The 16,794-nt window shown below is 66.0% G+C and carries 10 protein-coding genes; 3 read left to right on the top strand and 7 right to left on the bottom strand.

From position 1 onward, the window contains the following. Positions 1-100: 100 nt before the first annotated feature. Positions 101-3,634, bottom strand: a complete 3,534-nt coding sequence (gene dnaE, locus ACN20X_RS16440) for a DNA polymerase III subunit alpha (protein WP_473209618.1) — start codon at positions 3,632-3,634, stop codon at positions 101-103. 212 nt (positions 3,635-3,846) lie between these two features. Between dnaE and ACN20X_RS16435 the strand changes: the two genes are divergently transcribed. After that, positions 3,847-4,638 carry an outer membrane protein assembly factor BamD gene (locus ACN20X_RS16435; protein WP_016446863.1) on the top strand — a complete coding sequence of 264 codons (792 nt, stop codon included), beginning with the start codon at positions 3,847-3,849 and terminating at the stop codon, positions 4,636-4,638. On the opposite strand, the gene ACN20X_RS16430 is transcribed toward ACN20X_RS16435, so the two are convergent. After that, positions 4,601-6,703, bottom strand: coding sequence for an ATP-dependent DNA helicase (locus ACN20X_RS16430; protein ID WP_473209617.1), 2,103 nt, complete (start codon positions 6,701-6,703; stop codon positions 4,601-4,603). The two genes, ACN20X_RS16435 and ACN20X_RS16430, sit on opposite strands and share 38 nt — an antisense overlap. Positions 6,704-6,839: 136 nt before the next feature. On the opposite strand from ACN20X_RS16430, the gene ACN20X_RS16425 reads away from it, so the two are divergent. Then, positions 6,840-7,613, top strand: coding sequence for a PP2C family protein-serine/threonine phosphatase (locus tag ACN20X_RS16425; RefSeq protein WP_026062214.1), 774 nt, complete (start codon positions 6,840-6,842; stop codon positions 7,611-7,613). 78 nt (positions 7,614-7,691) lie between these two features. Here ACN20X_RS16425 and ACN20X_RS16420 read toward each other — a convergent pair whose 3' ends face one another. The 5 genes from ACN20X_RS16420 to ACN20X_RS16400 all read right to left on the bottom strand — a co-directional run bounded on the left by ACN20X_RS16420 (position 7,692) and on the right by ACN20X_RS16400 (position 15,341). Continuing rightward, the gene (locus ACN20X_RS16420) at positions 7,692-8,387 is read right to left on the bottom strand and encodes a hypothetical protein (protein WP_016454844.1); all 696 of its coding nucleotides are present in this window, start codon (positions 8,385-8,387) and stop codon (positions 7,692-7,694) included. 40 nt (positions 8,388-8,427) lie between these two features. Next, positions 8,428-9,531, bottom strand: a complete 1,104-nt coding sequence (zapE, locus tag ACN20X_RS16415; RefSeq protein WP_016446859.1) for a cell division protein ZapE — start codon at positions 9,529-9,531, stop codon at positions 8,428-8,430. Positions 9,532-9,626: 95 nt separating this feature from the next. After that, positions 9,627-11,054: a dihydrolipoyl dehydrogenase gene (gene lpdA, locus ACN20X_RS16410; protein ID WP_016446858.1), complete on the bottom strand. Its 1,428-nt coding sequence runs from the start codon at positions 11,052-11,054 to the stop codon at positions 9,627-9,629. A 90-nt stretch (positions 11,055-11,144) separates the two neighbouring features. Further along, positions 11,145-12,407, bottom strand: coding sequence for a 2-oxoglutarate dehydrogenase complex dihydrolipoyllysine-residue succinyltransferase (gene odhB, locus ACN20X_RS16405; RefSeq protein WP_016454845.1), 1,263 nt, complete (start codon positions 12,405-12,407; stop codon positions 11,145-11,147). Positions 12,408-12,461: 54 nt separating this feature from the next. Continuing rightward, a complete protein-coding gene (locus tag ACN20X_RS16400; protein ID WP_016446856.1) occupies positions 12,462-15,341 on the bottom strand; it encodes a 2-oxoglutarate dehydrogenase E1 component in 2,880 nt (959 codons plus the stop codon). A gap of 231 nt (positions 15,342-15,572) precedes the next feature. Here ACN20X_RS16400 and ACN20X_RS16395 point away from each other — a divergent pair, with 231 nt between their 5' ends. Next, the gene (locus tag ACN20X_RS16395; protein ID WP_016446855.1) at positions 15,573-16,760 is read left to right on the top strand and encodes an AI-2E family transporter; all 1,188 of its coding nucleotides are present in this window, start codon (positions 15,573-15,575) and stop codon (positions 16,758-16,760) included. The last annotated feature ends 34 nt before the right edge of the window (positions 16,761-16,794 follow it).

Below are 16,794 nucleotides of genomic sequence, written 5' to 3'. Positions count from 1 at the left end.
GCGTGCCTGAAGAATTCAAGCGCGGCGCCTGCCCGGGCTGCCCAGCACGCACCAAAACAGTGCCTGCCTACCGCCACCGGACGCTGCACCACCTTGCGCGTCATTCGTAGACCACCTTGACCTGGGCGCTGCCCGCCTGGGCATACCAGGCGGCCAGGGCTGCGTCGCTGGGATAGAAGCGGCTGCCGTCGCCCAGGGCCAGCTCGCAGCTGGCCGAGCCGCGCTCGTCCTCGCAGACCAGTCCCAGGCGCACCTTCATGCCGCGCTGCAGCTCGCCATGCTCGCCCTGCTCCACCACGGCGGGGAACTGGCGCAGCAGGCCGACCACGTCGGGCATCTTCTCGCCCACGCTGACCTGCAGGTAGCGCGCGAAACGGCAGCGCGCATCGGCCAGGTTGAACAGCTGCTGTGCCTTCATGCGCAGGCCACCGCTGAAGTGGTCCAGCTGCAGGCGCCCGGTGATGACGACGAATTCGTCGTCCTTGAGCAGATCGGGATAGGTATTGAGCGTGTTCTCGTCCACCGAGGCCTCGATCACGCCCGAGCCGTCATCGATCTTGAACAGGCCCAGCCGCCCGCGCTGGCCGTTGATGGCGCGGAAGTCGCTGATGATGCCGGCCAGGGTCTGGGGCTCGCGGCTGTCGCGCAGCTCGGCCAGCGGCGTGCGCACGAAGCGGCGCACCTCCTTTTCGACCTCGTCGAACAGATGGCCCGACAGGTAAAAGCCCACAGCGGTCTTTTCCTGGGTCAGCCTCTCCTTCACGCCCCAGGGCAAGGCATCGGCCAGGGGCGGCTCCTGGGTGCTGGAGCCCACGGCGTCCTCGCCCATCATGTCGAACAGCCCGCCCTGGTTGGCATTGGCCAGCGTCTTGTTGGCGAACTCGAAGGCATGGTCGATGGAGGCCACCAGGGCCGCGCGGTTCAGTTCGATGGCATCGAAGGCACCGCCCTTGATCAGGGCTTCCAGCGTGCGCTTGTTCAGGCGCGTGCGGTCCACGCGCACGCAGAAGTCGGCCAGGCTCTTGAACGGCCCCTTGTCGGCGCCGCGCGGGCCCACGCCGCGGCCTTCACGGGCCGCGATGATGGCCTCGATGGCCTGCTGGCCCGTGCCCTTGATGGCACCCAGGCCATAGCGTATGACCTTGTCGGTGACGGGCTCGAAGCGGTACATGCCGCGGTTGACATCCGGCGGCTCGAAGCTGATGCCCATCTTGAGCGCGTCTTCGTACAGCACCTTGAGCTTGTCGGTGTTGTCCATTTCCACGGTCATGTTCCCGCAGTAGAACTCGGCCGTGTAGTGCACCTTCAGCCAGGCCGTGTGATAGGCCAGCAGCGAGTAGGCGGCGGCGTGCGACTTGTTGAAGCCGTAGCCCGCGAACTTCTCCATCAGGTCGAAGACCTCGTCGGCCTTTTCCTCGCTGATGCCCTGCTTGGCCGCGCCCTCGCGGAAGATCCCGCGGTGCATGACCATTTCCTCGACCTTCTTTTTGCCCATGGCACGGCGCAAGAGGTCGGCGCCGCCCAGCGAGTAGCCGCCCAGCACCTGGGCCGTCTGCATCACCTGCTCCTGGTAGACCATGATCCCGTAGGTTTCGGCCAGCACCTTTTCGACCAGCGGATGCGGATACTCCACCACTTCCTTGCCGTGCTTGCGCGCCACGAAGCTGGGAATCAGGTCCATGGGTCCCGGGCGGTACAGGGCGTTCAGGGCGATCAGGTCTTCCAGCCGGCTGGGCTTGGCGTCGCGCAGCATGCCCTGCATGCCGCGCGATTCAAACTGGAACACGGCCTCGGTCTTGCCCTCGGAAAACAGCTGGTAGGTGCGCGCATCGTCCAGGGGGATGTTCTCGAATGCGAAGTTCTCCTGGCCCTTGTGGCGCTTGATGATGAACTCGCGCGCGATCTCCAGGATGGTCAGCGTGGCCAGGCCCAGAAAGTCGAACTTCACCAGGCCCACGGCCTCCACATCGTCCTTGTCGTACATGGCCACGGCCGAGTCGCTGCCCGGCTGCTGGTACAGCGGGCAGAAATCGGCCAGCTTGCCCGGGGCAATCACCACGCCGCCCGCGTGCATGCCGATGTTGCGTGTCATGCCTTCGAGCTTCTGAGCCATTTCAATCAGTGTCTTGACGTCTTCTTCTTTGTCGATGCGCTCGGCCAGCATGGGCTCGGCCTCGATAGCGTAGGTGTACTTGTCGCCCTCCTTCTTGGGATTGGGCGGGTACTTGAGCGTGACGTGCAGGCCAGGCTTGTTGGGAATGAGCTTGGAGATGCCATCGCAGAAGGTGTAGCTCATGTCCAGCACGCGGCCCACGTCGCGGATGGCCGCGCGCGCGGCCATAGTGCCGAAGGTGGCGATCTGGCTGACGGCGTCGCGGCCGTACAGCTGCTTCACATAGTCGATGACGCGGTCGCGGTTGGCCTGGCAGAAGTCCACGTCGAAGTCGGGCATGGACACACGCTCGGGGTTGAGGAAACGCTCGAACAGCAGGTTGTATTCCAGCGGGTCCAGGTCCGTGATCTTGAGCACGTAGGCCACCAGCGAGCCGGCGCCCGATCCGCGGCCCGGACCCACGGGACAGCCGTTGAGCTTGGCCCACTTGATGAAGTCGCCCACGATGAGGAAGTAGCCCGGAAAGCCCATCTTGAGGATGGTGCCGATCTCGAACTCCAGTCGCTCGACATAGCGCTCGCGCTGGGCCTCGCGCTTGGCGGGGTCGGGATAGAGATGGATCAGGCGTTCCTCCAGTCCCGCAAAGGACTCCTGGCGGAAGAACTCGTCCATGGTCATGCCTTCGGGCACGGGGAAGTTGGGCAGCTGCGGCTTGCCCAGCACCAGCGTCAGGCTGCAGCGACGCGCGATTTCCACGGTGTTGGCGATGGCGCTGGGAATGTCGGCGAACAGCGCCTGCATCTGCGCGACGGTCTTGAAATGCTGGTCGCGCGTGAAGCGGCGCACACGCTTGGGGTTGGCCAGGATCTCGCCCTCGGCGATGCACACGCGCGCCTCGTGCGCTTCGTAGTCGTCGGGGCCGAAGAACTGTATGGGGTGCGTGGCGACCACGGGCAGGTTCAGGCGATCGGCCAGTTGCACGGCGGCCAGCACATGGGCTTCGTCGTCAGGCCGGCCTGCGCGCTGCAGCTCGATGAAGAAGCGGTGCGGGAACATGCTCGCCAGCCGCTGGGCGACGGCTGCTGCGCCGGCCTCGTCACCGCGCATCAGTGCCTGGCCCACCGGGCCGGCCTGGGCGCCGGCCAGCACGATCAGGCCTTCGCCCAGCTCCTGCAGCCAGGCCCATGTGTGCACGGCCTGGCCCTTGACCACATTGCGGGTCCAGCCCCGGGCCAGCAACTCGGACAGGTTGTGGTAGCCCAGCGGGCTTTGCACCAGCACGATGATGCGCGAGATCGCGGCGCCGTTTTCGCCCTCGATCTGGATTTCCGCGCCCAGCACGGGCTTGACGCCCTTGGCCCGGCCTTCGCGATAGAACTTGACGCCGCCAAACAGGTTGTTGAAGTCTGTGACGGCCAGTGCGACCTGCCCATCCTCGGCGGCGGCCTTGACGATGGCGTTGATGCGGTTGGTTCCGTCCACGACGGAAAATTCGGTGTGCAGGCGCAAATGGACAAACATATGGGCGCCATTGTAGAAAGCTCCGCAAGGCCGGGACCCGTTCGCGGCCATGCCTTTGCCGCCGCCCCCGCCTGCGGGGCGGGCATCGCAGGCCGTTACAATGCCTCGGCCCGGTTGCGGGAAAATCAGGCTTCATGCGGCCCCTCAGCGCGGCCCGCATCCCTGCCCGCCCACCCTCTCACCGCCCTTCGATTGCCCGAGAAACGTCCACCATGCAGCGTATTCCCCTGTCCATCGTTCCCGCCGTGCTGGTCGCAGGCGTCCTGACAGCCTGCTCCAGTACGCAACAAGACCCTACTGCCAAGTGGACCCCGGACCGCATCTATACCGAGGCGCGCGACGAAGCCGCGTCCGGTGCGTTCGACAAGGCCGTTCCGCTGTTCGAGAAGCTCGAAGGCCGTGCCGCCGGCACGCCCCTGGCCCAGCAGGCCCAGCTCGACAAGGCCTATGCCCAGTACAAGAGCGGCGACAAGGTCCAGGCCACGGCCACGCTGGACCGCTTCCTGAAGCTGCACCCGGCCAGCCCCGCCACCGACTACGCCCTGTACCTCAAGGGCCTGGTCAACTTCAATGACAACCTGGGCATGTTCTCCTGGCTGTCGCGCCAGGATCTGTCCGAGCGCGACCAGAAGGCCGCCAAGGACTCCTTCGAGTCATTCCGCGAGCTGGTGACGCGCTTCCCCGAGTCGCGCTACGCCGAAGACTCGCGGCTGCGCATGCAGTACATCGTCAACTCGCTGGCGCAGTACGAAGTCCATGTGGCCCGCTACTACTACGGACGCGGCGCCTACGTGGCCGCCATCGCACGTGCGCAGACCGCCGTCAAGGACTACCAGGGCGTGCCCGCCGTGCGCGAGGCCATGCAGATCCTGGTGAACTCATACGATGCACTGGGCATGACCCAGCTGCGTGACGATGCGCAGCGCGTGCTGACCGCCTCGTACGGCCAGGACGCCGACAAGGACGTCACGGCAAAGCAGAAGTCGTGGTGGAAACTGTGGTGACCTGCGGCGCAGGCTGCGCCAGCGCCTGCAGGGCCTGAACAAAGGCCGCCTCGTCCTCCAGGGTCCGCATGGGCGGCAGCGCAGCGCGCAGCCGCCGCCCATAACCCTTGGCGGTCAATCTGGGATCGCAGACCACAAGCACGCCGCGATCCGTCTCGCGCCGGATGAGGCGCCCGGCGCCCTGCTTGAGCGCCATCGCGGCCTCGGGCAGCATGTAGTCGGCAAAGGCCTGCCGGCCCACGGATTCCAGACTGCGCGAACGCGCCTCGACCAGCGGATCGTCGGGCGGCGGAAACGGCAGCTTGTCGATGACCACCAGCTGCAGCGCATCGCCAGGCAAATCCACCCCTTCCCAGAAAGTGGCCGATGCCACGAGAATGCAGCCGCGCCCCGCGCTGGCGCCCTTGCCTTCGCCCGCTGCAACAAAGCGCTCGATCAAGGTCAGCTTGGGCGCCTGCCCCTGGACCAGCACATCGAGTTCACCGAACAGCCCCAGCGACTGCTGCAGCGTGTCGCCTATGGCGTGCAGGGCACGCAGCGTGGTGGTCAGCACAAGAGTGCGGCCGCCCAGGCGCTGGGCCGCGTCCAGCGCCAGGCGTGCCACCTCGGCGCTGTGGGCCGGGCTTCCTGCCTCGGCAAAAGGCCGCGGCACATAAAGCGCCGCCTGCCGCGCATAGTCGAAGGGGCTGTCCACGCGCAGCACCTGGGCCTCTCGCAGTCCGCAGGGCTCGGTGAACCAGCTCAGCCGCTCGTCGTCGCCCAGCGTGGCAGAGGTGAAGATCCAGGCGGTGGGTGCGTTTTCCTGCGGCTCGGCGTCTTGCCCGCTTCCTTCCTGATGCTCTTGCTCTTGCGCTTGCGTCGGACCCAGCAGCCGCGTGCGCATGATGTGTGCAATGGTCAGCGGAGACTCCAGCATGCGCATCTGCTGGCTGCCCAGCTCCAGCCAGCGCACCGTGTCTTGCACGGCCGCCGCCGCGAAGGTGGCCAGGCGCCGCAGCAGTTCACTGCCGCGCTCGAGCAGCCTGCGCAGTTCGGGATCGCTGACCTGCAATTGCACCAGCGGCTCCACCAGCGCCCGCAGGCTGCGCCCCAGCGTGACCAGGGCCGTGCGCCAGCTCTGGGCGTCCAATCCCTGCGGCGTCACGCCCTGCCAGGACAGACGTCCGCCCACAGGGGGCTTGCCTGCGGCCAGGCGCAGCTCGCGCAGTGCCTGCTCCACACGCGCCGAGAGCATCATCCAGTCGGCCATGCCGCGTGCCAGTTCCTGGCCGGCGCGCAGCACATCGCGGGCATAGCCCGTCAATTGCTGGCCCGACAGGCTCAGGCCAGCGAACTGCACGCCGGTGTCGTTGAGCTGGTGGGCCTCGTCCACCACCACCACGCCCGCGCTGGGCAGCAGTTGGGCCACACCCGAATCGCGCACGTCGAGGTCGGCAAACATCAGATGGTGGTTGATGACCACCACGTCGGCGTCCAGCGCGGTGCGGCGGGCCACGTTGACATGGCAGTCCTGCCAGTGCGGGCAGTCCGAGCCCAGGCAGTTGTCGCGCGTGGAGGTGACCAGGGGCAGCGCGGGCGAGCGCTCGTCCAGCGCGGGCAGCTCGCCCAGGTCACCTGTGCGCGTGGTGCGCGCCCAGCGCTCGACCAGGGCCACGCTGCGCAGCACCTGCGGGTCCTGCGGCGCCGTGCGGCCCTGGCGCACGCGCTCCAGCCGCTCCAGGCACAGGTAGGCGCTGCGCCCCTTGAGGCGCGCCATGCGCAGCGGCATGCCCAGGGCGGCCACCAGACGCGGCAGATCCCGTGCGAACAATTGATCCTGCAGCGCACGCGTGGCCGTGGACACCAGCACGCGCTGGCCGCTGAGCAGGGCCGGCACCAGATAGGCATAGGTCTTGCCCACGCCCGTGCCGGCCTCCACGACCAGGGTCTGGCGCTCTTCGATGGCCTGGGCCACGGCCAGGGCCATGCGGGTCTGGCCTTCACGCGGCAGGAACTGCGCCTCGGCGCGCGACAGCAGGCCTTGCGGGGCGAAGGCCGCCTGCACGGCGGCGGTCAGGGAATGCACAGGACAGGTCCGGTTGTTGAAAAAGACAGCGCCACGGGAGCCGGGCGAGCCGGCACCGGGGGCAGCGCTCCGATAATATGCGCCATGCCACTGGTGTGCCCATCCGCCGCCCCAAGAGCCCACCAAACCAGAGACCATGCAGCCAGCGTACCGACTCCAAGCCGCCACAGGCATCCATCGCGGTGACAGGCAATACCAGCAAGACCAGGTGATGCTCATGGCCCACCCGTATGTCCACGGCTGCCTGCTGGGCGTTCTGGCCGACGGCATGGGCGGGCGCAGCGGCGGGCGCAAGGCCTCCGACCAGGTCATGCTCACGGCGCGCCAGCTGTTCGAGCGCTTCGAGCCGGGCAAGGAGGACTGCACAGCGCTGCTGGAGAGCATCGTGCGCGAGTCGCACACGGTGATCCGTCTGACCGCCATTTCGGCCGAGCAGGAGCCGCACAGCACCATCGCTGCCTTCGTCCTGCTGCCCCAGGGCCGCTGCCACTGGGTGCATTCGGGCGATTCGCGCATCTACCACTACCAGGACGCGACCATGGTCCACCGCACCAAGGACCATTCCTATGTGCAGTCGCTGGTGGACCGGGGAGAGCTCACCGAATTCGAGGCCCATGTGCACCCCAAGTCCAACATCCTGCTGGGCTGCCTGGGCACCGAGGCCGAACCGCCCATGAGCCACCATGTGATCGAGCGCGTGTATCCGGGCACCACCCTCATGGCCTGCAGCGATGGCGTCTGGCACTACTACACGGCCGAGGAACTGGGCACCGTGCTCAACGCGCTCACCCCGCGCGAGGCCACGGAGTTCCTCATCGACAAGGCCCGCGTGCGCGCCCAGGGCGGGGGCGACAACCTGTCCTTGGTGGTGCTCAAGCTCGAGGCGCTGGAGTCGGCCCAGACGGCTTGAACCGGGGTTGGAGCATCCAGGCCCTCACGCCAGCCCCCACCCGGTTGGCCTGTTGGCGCGTGGCAGAGAAAAAAAGGATCAGGGAGCAGGCGGCGCCGGCAGCGGCGCAGCCTGGGGACCGCGCTCGCGGGCCGCTTCGGCGGCACGGGCCTTGCGCTCGGCCGCTTCCTTCTGCTTGGCTTCGAACTGCGCACGCGATGCCGCGCGCCGCTCCTGCTCCTGGGCGGACTGGCGCTGCTCCATCTGGGCCTGCCGTTCGCGCTGGTGGCTGGCCTGCTGGGCGGCGCGCTGCTGCGCCTCCTGGGCGCGCTGCGCGCGCAGGGCCTGGGTATCGCGCTGCACGGCCGGCGGCCGTTCCTTGGCCTCCATGGTGGAGGCTGCCTTCTGCGCCTTCTTGGCCTCGATGTCTTCCAGGCGCTGGACGGCGCGCTCCTTGCGCTCCTCGTCGTTGATCTGAAGCTCGCGTTCGCGCAGCGGACGATCCTGCTCACGGGCCTCTTCGCGCGCCTGCTTGAGGCAGTCTTCCACGGCAAAGCGCTGGTAGCACTCGGACTCCAGGGCCGTGCGCCGGCGCTCGATGACGGCGCGCTGGGCTGCGATGTCGGCACGCGCGGCCTTGCGTTCGGCCTGGGCCTGCCTGGCCGCCTGGCCAGGCTCCCGCGCGGCATCGGCCGCCACGGCCGGGCCCGCCAAGGCCAGGCAGGCCAGCGCGGCGCCCAAAGGAACGGGCAGTTTCTTCACAAGGGCAAAAGCAGAGGTGGGCAGTTTCAGCATGTACAGGTCCGGCAAACGACGCCAGGCGCGGCCACCTGCCTCAGGTCAGGCTGGTATCCACCACGCGGCGCTCCAGCGCCAGGAATTCCTTGGACTGCATCTCGTTCAGGCGCGAGACGGTGCGGGGGAACTCATGGGCCAGCGGGCCCTCAGTGTAAAGCTGCTCGGGCGGCACGGCGGCCGAGATGACCAGCTTGACCCTGCGGTCGTACAGCACGTCCACCAGCCAGGTGAAGCGCCGCGCGGGCGACGCCATGTTGACCGGCATATAGGGCACGTCGGACAGCAGCACGGTGTGGAACTGGCTTGCGATCTCCAGGTAGTCGTTCTGCGAGCGCGGGCCGCCGCACAGCTCGCGGAAGTCGAACCAGACCACGCCACCGGCGCGGCGGCGCGCACGGATCTCGCGCGCCTCGATGTGCAGCACCGGGTCCTCGTCCTTGACCTCGGCCAGCTTGTCGAAGGTCTCGGTCATGGCCGCATCGGCCTCGGCACCCAGCGGCGTGTGGTAGAGCCTGGCGTTTTCCAGCGTGCGGCGGCGGTAGTCCGTGCCGTTGTCCACGTTGACGACTTCCATGCGCTCGTTGAGCAGGTCGATGGCCGGCAGGATGCGGTCGCGGTGCAGGCCGCCCGGGTACAGCTCGTCGGGCTTGAAGTTGGAGGTGGTGACAAAGCCCACGCCGTTGGCGAACAGCGACACCAGCAGCCGGTGCAGGATCATCGCGTCCGTGATGTCGGCCACGTGGAATTCATCGAAGCAGATCAGCTTGTACTTCTTGGAGATGCGCGCACCCAGCACGTCCAGCGGGTTCTGGGTGCCCTGCAGCACGGCGAGTTCACGGTGGACCTCGCGCATGAATTCATGGAAATGCAGGCGCACCTTGCGCCTGAGCGGCACGGCGTTGAAGAAGCAGTCCATGAGAAAGCTCTTGCCGCGCCCCACCCCGCCGTACATGTAGACGCCACGGGGGATCTCGGGATGGTTGATGAGCTTCTTGAAGGCGTTGGAGCGGCGCTGGCGGTAGACCGTCCAGTCGTCGGCACAGCGCTGCAGCGCCTCGACGGCGCGCAGTTGCGCAGGATCACTGTGAAAGCCCTTGGCTACCAGTTCGGCCTCGTAGGCCTCTCGCACTGAAACGCTCATGCAGCATCAACCATTTGCTATGTATTCAGAAGCTGAAAGCGCTTGCAGAGCAAGCGCTTTCAGGTCTCGGATTGGCTAGATGGCTAGCCTGGCACTCAGAAGTTCAGAGTACGCTTGTCGACTGCCAGGGCAGCCTCCTTGGTAGCTTCGGACAGCGAGGGGTGGGCATGGCAGATGCGGGCGATGTCTTCGCTCGATGCCTTGAACTCCATGGCAACAACGGCTTCGGAGATCAGCTCCGAGACCATGGGGCCGACCATGTGCACGCCCAGGATCTCGTCGGTTTCGGCATCGGCCAGGAACTTGACCATGCCCGTGGTGTCGCCCAGGGCGCGCGCACGGCCGTTGGCCAGGAAGGGGAAGGTGCCGGCCTTGTACTTGACGCCCTGCTCCTTCAGTTGCTGCTCGGTGCGGCCCACCCAGGCGATTTCGGGGCTGGTGTAGATCACCCAGGGGATGGTGCCGAAGTTCACATGGCCATGCTGGCCGGCGATGCGCTCGGCCACGGCCACGGCCTCTTCCTCGGCCTTGTGCGCCAGCATCGGGCCGCGCACCACGTCGCCCACGGCCCAGACGCCGGGCAGGCTGGTCTTGCAGTCGTCATCGACCACGATGCAGCCGCGCTCGTCCAGGGCCAGGCCCACCGCCTCGGCATTGAGGCCGGCGGTGTTGGCCGTGCGGCCAATGGAGATGATGAGCTTGTCAGCCTCCAGCGCCTGGGCTTCACCCTTGGCGTTGGTGTAGGCGATGGACACGCCCTTCTTGCCGGACTTGACTTCGCCGATCTTCACGCCCAGCTCGATCTTCAGGCCCTGCTTGTCGAAGGCCTTCTTGGCTTCCTTGGCGATCTGCTCGTCCACGGCGGGCAGGAACTTGTCCATGCCTTCGAGCACGATGACTTCGGTGCCAAGACGGCGCCATACCGAGCCCATTTCCAGGCCGATCACGCCGGCGCCGATCAGGGCCAGCTTCTTGGGGGCCTTGCCCAGGCGCAGGGCGCCGTCGTTGGACAGGATGTTCTCTTCATCGAAGGGCACGCCGGGCAGAGCGCGGGCGTTGGAGCCGGTGGCCACCACGATCTGCTTGCCCGTCAGCACTTCCTCTTCCTTGCCGGCGACCTTGATCTCGTAGCCGCCTTCGACGGCCTTGACGAAGGAACCACGGCCGTGGAAGAACGTGACCTTGTTCTTCTTGAACAGGTACAGGATGCCGTCGTTGTTCTGCTTCACGACCGCATCCTTGCGGGCGATCATCTTGGCCACGTCCATCTCGACCTTGCCGGTGGAGATGCCATGGTCGGCAAAGTGCAGGTTGGCGTGCTCGAAGTGCTCGGACGACTGCAGCAGGGCCTTGGAGGGAATGCAGCCCACGTTGGTGCAGGTGCCGCCCGGAGCGGCGCCGCCGGCGGCGTTCTTCCACTCGTCGATACAGGCCACGTTGAAGCCCAGTTGCGCGGCACGGATGGCGGCGATGTAGCCGCCAGGGCCCGCGCCGATGACGATGACGTCGAATTGCTTGCTCATTTCAGGAATCTCTTGTCTGTGATGCATGAAAAAACCCACCGCAGGGCGCGCGGCCAAGGGTGGGTTTTCGTCGTGTCGAACCCTGTGGAATTACAGGTCGAACAGCAGGCGCGAAGGATCTTCCAGCGCGTCCTTCATGGCCACCAGGCCCAGCACGGCTTCGCGGCCGTCGATGATGCGGTGGTCATAGGACATGGCCAGATAGTTCATCGGGCGCACCACGACCTGGCCGTTCTCGACCATGGCACGGTCCTTGGTGGCGTGCACGCCCAGGATGGCCGACTGGGGCGGGTTGATGATGGGGGTGGACATCATCGAGCCGAAGGTGCCGCCATTGGAGATGGAGAAGGTGCCGCCGGTCATTTCTTCAATGCCCAGCTTGCCTTCGGCAGCCTTCTTGCCGAATTCGGCAATCTTCTTTTCGATGTCGGCGAAGCTCATCTGGTCTGCATTGCGCAGGATGGGCACCACCAGGCCACGGGGCGAACCCACGGCGATACCGATGTCGAAGTAGCCGTGGTAGACGATGTCGTTGCCGTCCACGGATGCGTTGAGCACCGGGTACTTCTTCAGGGCGTGCACGGCCGCCTTGACGAAGAAGGACATGAAGCCCAGCTTGGTGCCATGTTCCTTGGTGAAGGCGTCCTGGAACTTCTTGCGCAGATCCATCACCGGGGCCATGTTCACTTCATTGAACGTGGTCAGGATGGCGTTGGTGGACTGCGACTGCAGCAGACGCTCGGCCACGCGGGCACGCAGGCGGCTCATGGGCACGCGCTGCTCGGGACGGCCGCTGAGGTCTTCCTTGGCGGACGGAGCCGACACCTGGGGCAGCGCCTTGGTGGGCACGCCGGTGGGAATGACGGCAGCGGTGGACTGCACGCCGCCCTTGATGGCGGCCAGCGCGTCACCCTTGGTCACGCGGCCATCCTTGCCGGAGCCAGCCACGCCGGCGGCCGACAGGTTGTTTTCGGCCAGCAGCTTGGCAGCGGCGGGCATGGCGACATCACCCTTGCTGCCACCGGTGGCGGCCGCAGCTGCGGGCGCTGCAGCGGGAGCGGCTGCAGCGGCGGGGGCGGCTGCAGGAGCGGCAGCGGCCACACCGGCCACGCCTTCGGTGTCGATCTTGGCGATCAGCTGCTCGGCCACCACGGTGGCGCCGTCACCTTGCACGATCTCGGCCAGCACGCCAGCGGCGGGCGCGGGTACTTCGAGCACGACCTTGTCGGTTTCGATCTCGATGAGGATCTCATCGACTGCAACCGCTTCGCCGGCCTTTTTCTTCCAGGTCAGCATGGTGGCCTCAGCGATGGACTCGGACAGCTGGGGAACTTTGACTTCAACGATAGCCATTTGTGATTCTTTCCAAAAGTGTTCTGTACTGATACGTAGCGGGTGGGGGCTGCCTTACTTGTTCAGGACAAAACCCTTGAGCTTGGAGAACGCGCCTTCCACCAGGGCCTTTTGCTGCTCCTGGTGCAGGTGGGCGTAACCCACGGCGGGCGATGCCGAGGCAGCGCGGCCGGAGTAGCCCAGCTTCTGGCCATCGAGCATGTTCTCGTGGATGTAGTGCTGCACGAAGAACCAGGCGCCCTGGTTCTGCGGCTCGTCCTGGCACCAGACGATGTCGGTGGCGTTGCCGAACTTCTTCAGTTCAGCGGCGAAAGCCTTGTGCGGGAAGGGGTACAGCTGCTCGACGCGGATGATGGCGACGTCCTTGCTTTCCTTCTCGGTGCGCTTCTTGACCAGGTCGTAGTAGACCTTGCCGGAGCATGCGATCACGCGCTTGACCTTGGCCGCGTTCTTCACGACGGCTTCGTCCTGCTCAGGGATCACGGTCTGGAAACCGCCGCTGGTGAACTCGGACAGCGGCGAGGTGGCGTCCTTGTTGCGCAGCAGCGACTTGGGGGTCATGATGACCAGCGGCTTGCGCAGCGGGCGCACCATCTGGCGGCGCAGAACGTGGAAGATCTGGCTGGCCGTGGTCGGCTGCACGATCTGCATGTTGGCGTCGGCGGCCAGCTGCATGAAGCGCTCCAGGCGGGCCGAGCTGTGCTCGGGGCCCTGGCCTTCGTAGCCGTGCGGCAGCATCAGCGTCAGGCCGTTGATGCGGCCCCACTTGACTTCACCGGAGGCGATGAACTGGTCGATCACGACCTGGGCGCCGTTGGCGAAGTCGCCGAACTGGGCTTCCCAGATCACCAGGGTGTTGGGGTCGTTCGACGCATAGCCGTACTCGAAGCCCAGCACGGCTTCTTCGGACAGGATGGAGTCGATGACGGTGAACGGAGCCTGGCTGTCGGCCACGTTCTGCAGCGGGATGTAGGTGCCTTCGCTCCACTTCTCGCGCTTTTGGTCATGGATGACCGAGTGGCGGTGCGTGAAGGTGCCGCGGCCGCAGTCCTCGCCCGACAGGCGCACGGGATAGCCCGATGCGACCAGCGATGCGAAGGCCATGTGCTCGCCCATGCCCCAGTCCACGTTGACTTCGCCGCGGCCCATGGCTGCGCGGTCGTCATAGACCTTCTTGACCAGCGCGTGCGGCGTCACGGTCTCGGGGATGGTGGTGATGCGTTCGGCCAGGCGCTTCCATTCCGTCAGCGGGATGGCGGTATCGCCGGCGTCCGTCCAGGTCTTGCCCAGGAACGGGCTCCAGTCCACGGCGTACTTGCTCTTGAAGTTGGTCAGCACCGGGTCCACGGTGTGGCGGCCTTCGTCCATGGCGGCGCGGTAGGCCTTGGCCATGTCGTCGCCCAGCGATTCGCCCAGGCCCTGTGCGGCCAGCTTGTCGGCGTACAGCTTGCGCGTGCCAGGGTGGGCGCCGATCTTCTTGTACATCAGCGGCTGGGTCAGCGCGGGGGTGTCCTGCTCGTTGTGGCCCAGCTTGCGGAAGCAGACGATGTCCACGACCACGTCCTTGGAGAATTCCATGCGGAACTCCAGGGCCAGCTGCACGGCCAGCGCCACGGCTTCCGGATCATCGCCGTTGACGTGCAGCACGGGCGACTCGATCATCTTGACGATGTCGGTGCAGTACAGCGTGGAGCGGGTGTCGCGCGGATCGGAGGTGGTGAAGCCGATCTGGTTGTTGATGATGATGTGCACCGTGCCGCCCGTGGTGTAGCCACGGGTCTGGGCCAGCGCCAGGGTTTCCTGGTTCACGCCCTGGCCGGCGAAGGCTGCATCGCCGTGCACCAGCACGGGCAGCACCTGCTTGCCGTGCGGGTCGTCGCGGCGGTCCATGCGCGAGCGCACCGAACCTTCGACCACGGGGTTGACGATTTCCAGGTGCGAGGGGTTGAAGGCCAGCGACAGGTGGACGGGGCCGCCTGCGGTGGACACGTCGGAGCTGAAGCCCTGGTGGTACTTCACGTCACCGGCGGGCAGGTCCTCGGGGGCAGTGTGGTCGAACTCGGCGAACAGGTCCTTGGGCATCTTGCCCAGGGTGTTGACCAGCACGTTCAGGCGGCCGCGGTGGGCCATGCCGATCACGACTTCCTGCACGCCCTTCTGGCCGGCAGCGTTGATCAGCTCGTCCATGGCGACGATGAAGCTCTCGCCACCTTCCAGCGAGAAGCGCTTTTGGCCGACGTACTTGGTGTGCAGGTAGCGTTCCAGGCCTTCGGCAGCCGTCAGGCGGTCGAGGATGCGCTTTTTCCGGCTGGCATCAAAGCTGGGCTTGGTACGGCTGGTTTCCAGCTTTTGCTGCCACCAGCGCTTTTGCGTCTGGTCCGTGGCATACATGTACTCGGAGCCGATGGTGCCGCAGTAGGTTTCGCGCAGAGCGTTCATCAGCTCGCGCAGGGACATGCTTTCCTTGCCGAAGAAGGTGTTGCTCGTGTTGAACACCGTTTCCTGGTCGGCATCGGTGAAGCCGTAGAACGACGGCTCCAGCTCGGGAATTTCGGGGCGCTCGGTGCGCTTGAGGGGGTCCAGATCGGCCCAGCGTGCGCCGACATTGCGGTAGGCGGCGATCAGTTGCTGGACGGCGGTGCGCTTGCGGCCCAGCTCGGAGTCGGCGCCGGAGGCCACGACCACCTTGGTGCCGCCTTGCTTGGCGCGCTCGGCGAAAGCGTTGATGACGGGCTGGTGCGGAACGTCCTTGGCGTCGGTGCCATCGACTGCGGGCACATGTTGCAGTGCATCAAAGTACTCGCGCCAGGAATCCGGCACGCTACCGGGATTGGCCAGGTAGTTTTCGTACATTTCTTCGACGTAGGGGGCATTGCCGCCGAAGAGGTAGGTATTGCCTTGGTAGGCTTGGTAGACCGACGTCTGATCGCTCATATTGCGCTGACCTCAGCCTCCCTGAGGGAGGCATTAGCTGGTTTGTGGAACCTTCCGCGACACGGCTGTACCGATTGGCGGATGCGACTGTGGCTGGGGAAGGGCCTGGTTGCGACCGCCATTGTGCCACCGTTCAAACATCGCAGCAGGGCAGTTACCAAGTGATTACCTGAACTCTCCGGGAGTTCCCGCAGTCGCGTACATTGGCGCATCTTCCGAACGGACCGCCAGATGAACCTGCTGCCCCTACACAAACGCACTTTCATGCTGCTGCTGATTGCGGCAACCATAGGCTTCGGTGCCGTGCTCTGGGAGTTCATGGGGGCCATCTTCTGGGGCGTCGCCCTGGCCATCCTGTTTTCGCCGCTGCACCGGCGCCTGCTGGCGCGCATGCCACGGCGCACCAATCTCGCCGCCCTGTCCACCCTGCTGCTGTGCCTGGTGGTGGCCATCCTGCCGCTGGCGCTGATCGGCGCCTCGCTGGTGCGCGAGGCCTCGTTGATCTATGAGCGCGTCAACAGCGGCAACCTGGATGCAGGCACCTATGTGCAACAGATCATGGACGCCCTGCCCTCCTGGGTCACACCCTGGCTGGAGCGGTTGCACCTGGGTTCGCTGGCCGAGCTGCAGGACAAGCTGTCCAGCATCGCCATGCAGGCCTCCAAGCTGGCCGCCACCAAGGCGCTGGGCATAGGCCAGAACACCTTCGGGTTTCTGGTCGGCTTCTGCGTGATGCTGTACCTGCTGTTCTTCCTGCTGCGTGACGGACGCGACCTGACACAGCGCATCCGCATGGCCATCCCGCTGCAGTCCGATCACAAGGCCGAGCTGTCGAGCAAGTTCACCACCGTGATCCGCGCCACCGTCAAGGGCAACCTGGCCGTGGCGGCCGCCCAGGGCGCGCTGGGCGGGCTGATCTTCTGGATTCTGGGCATCCAGGGGCCCGTGCTGTGGGGCGTGGTGATGGCGTTCCTGTCGCTGCTGCCCGCTGTGGGCGCCGGCCTGATCTGGGCACCGGTGGCCATCTACTTCCTGGCCACCGGTGACATGGGCAAGGGCCTGATCCTGATCGCCTACGGCGTGCTGGTGATCGGACTGGTGGACAACGTGCTGCGCCCGCTGCTGGTGGGCAAGGACACCAAGATGCCCGACTACATCGTGCTGATCTCGACACTGGGCGGCATGGCTCTCTTCGGACTGACGGGTTTTGTGATAGGACCCGTGATCGCGGCGCTGTTCATGGCAATCTGGGACATGTTCACGCGCATGCAGCTGCAGGATGAGGAAAGGCGCCGCCAAATGGCCCAAACGGTGAACCCATCGGTGAACAAGACGGGTTTGGCGCATGCTGAATATCAGACGTCGGATGATCTGGGCCTCAAGCATGCCCCGCGCGATCCGGGCCCGCCGGCACGCTGATCCACCCCGGCCTCCGCTCCCGGGGGAGGCCAAA

The sequence above is a fragment of the Delftia sp. PX-1 genome, from assembly GCF_055797465.1.
Note: the sequence above shows the minus strand (reverse complement) of the source record. Positions and strands in the feature narration are given on the sequence as shown.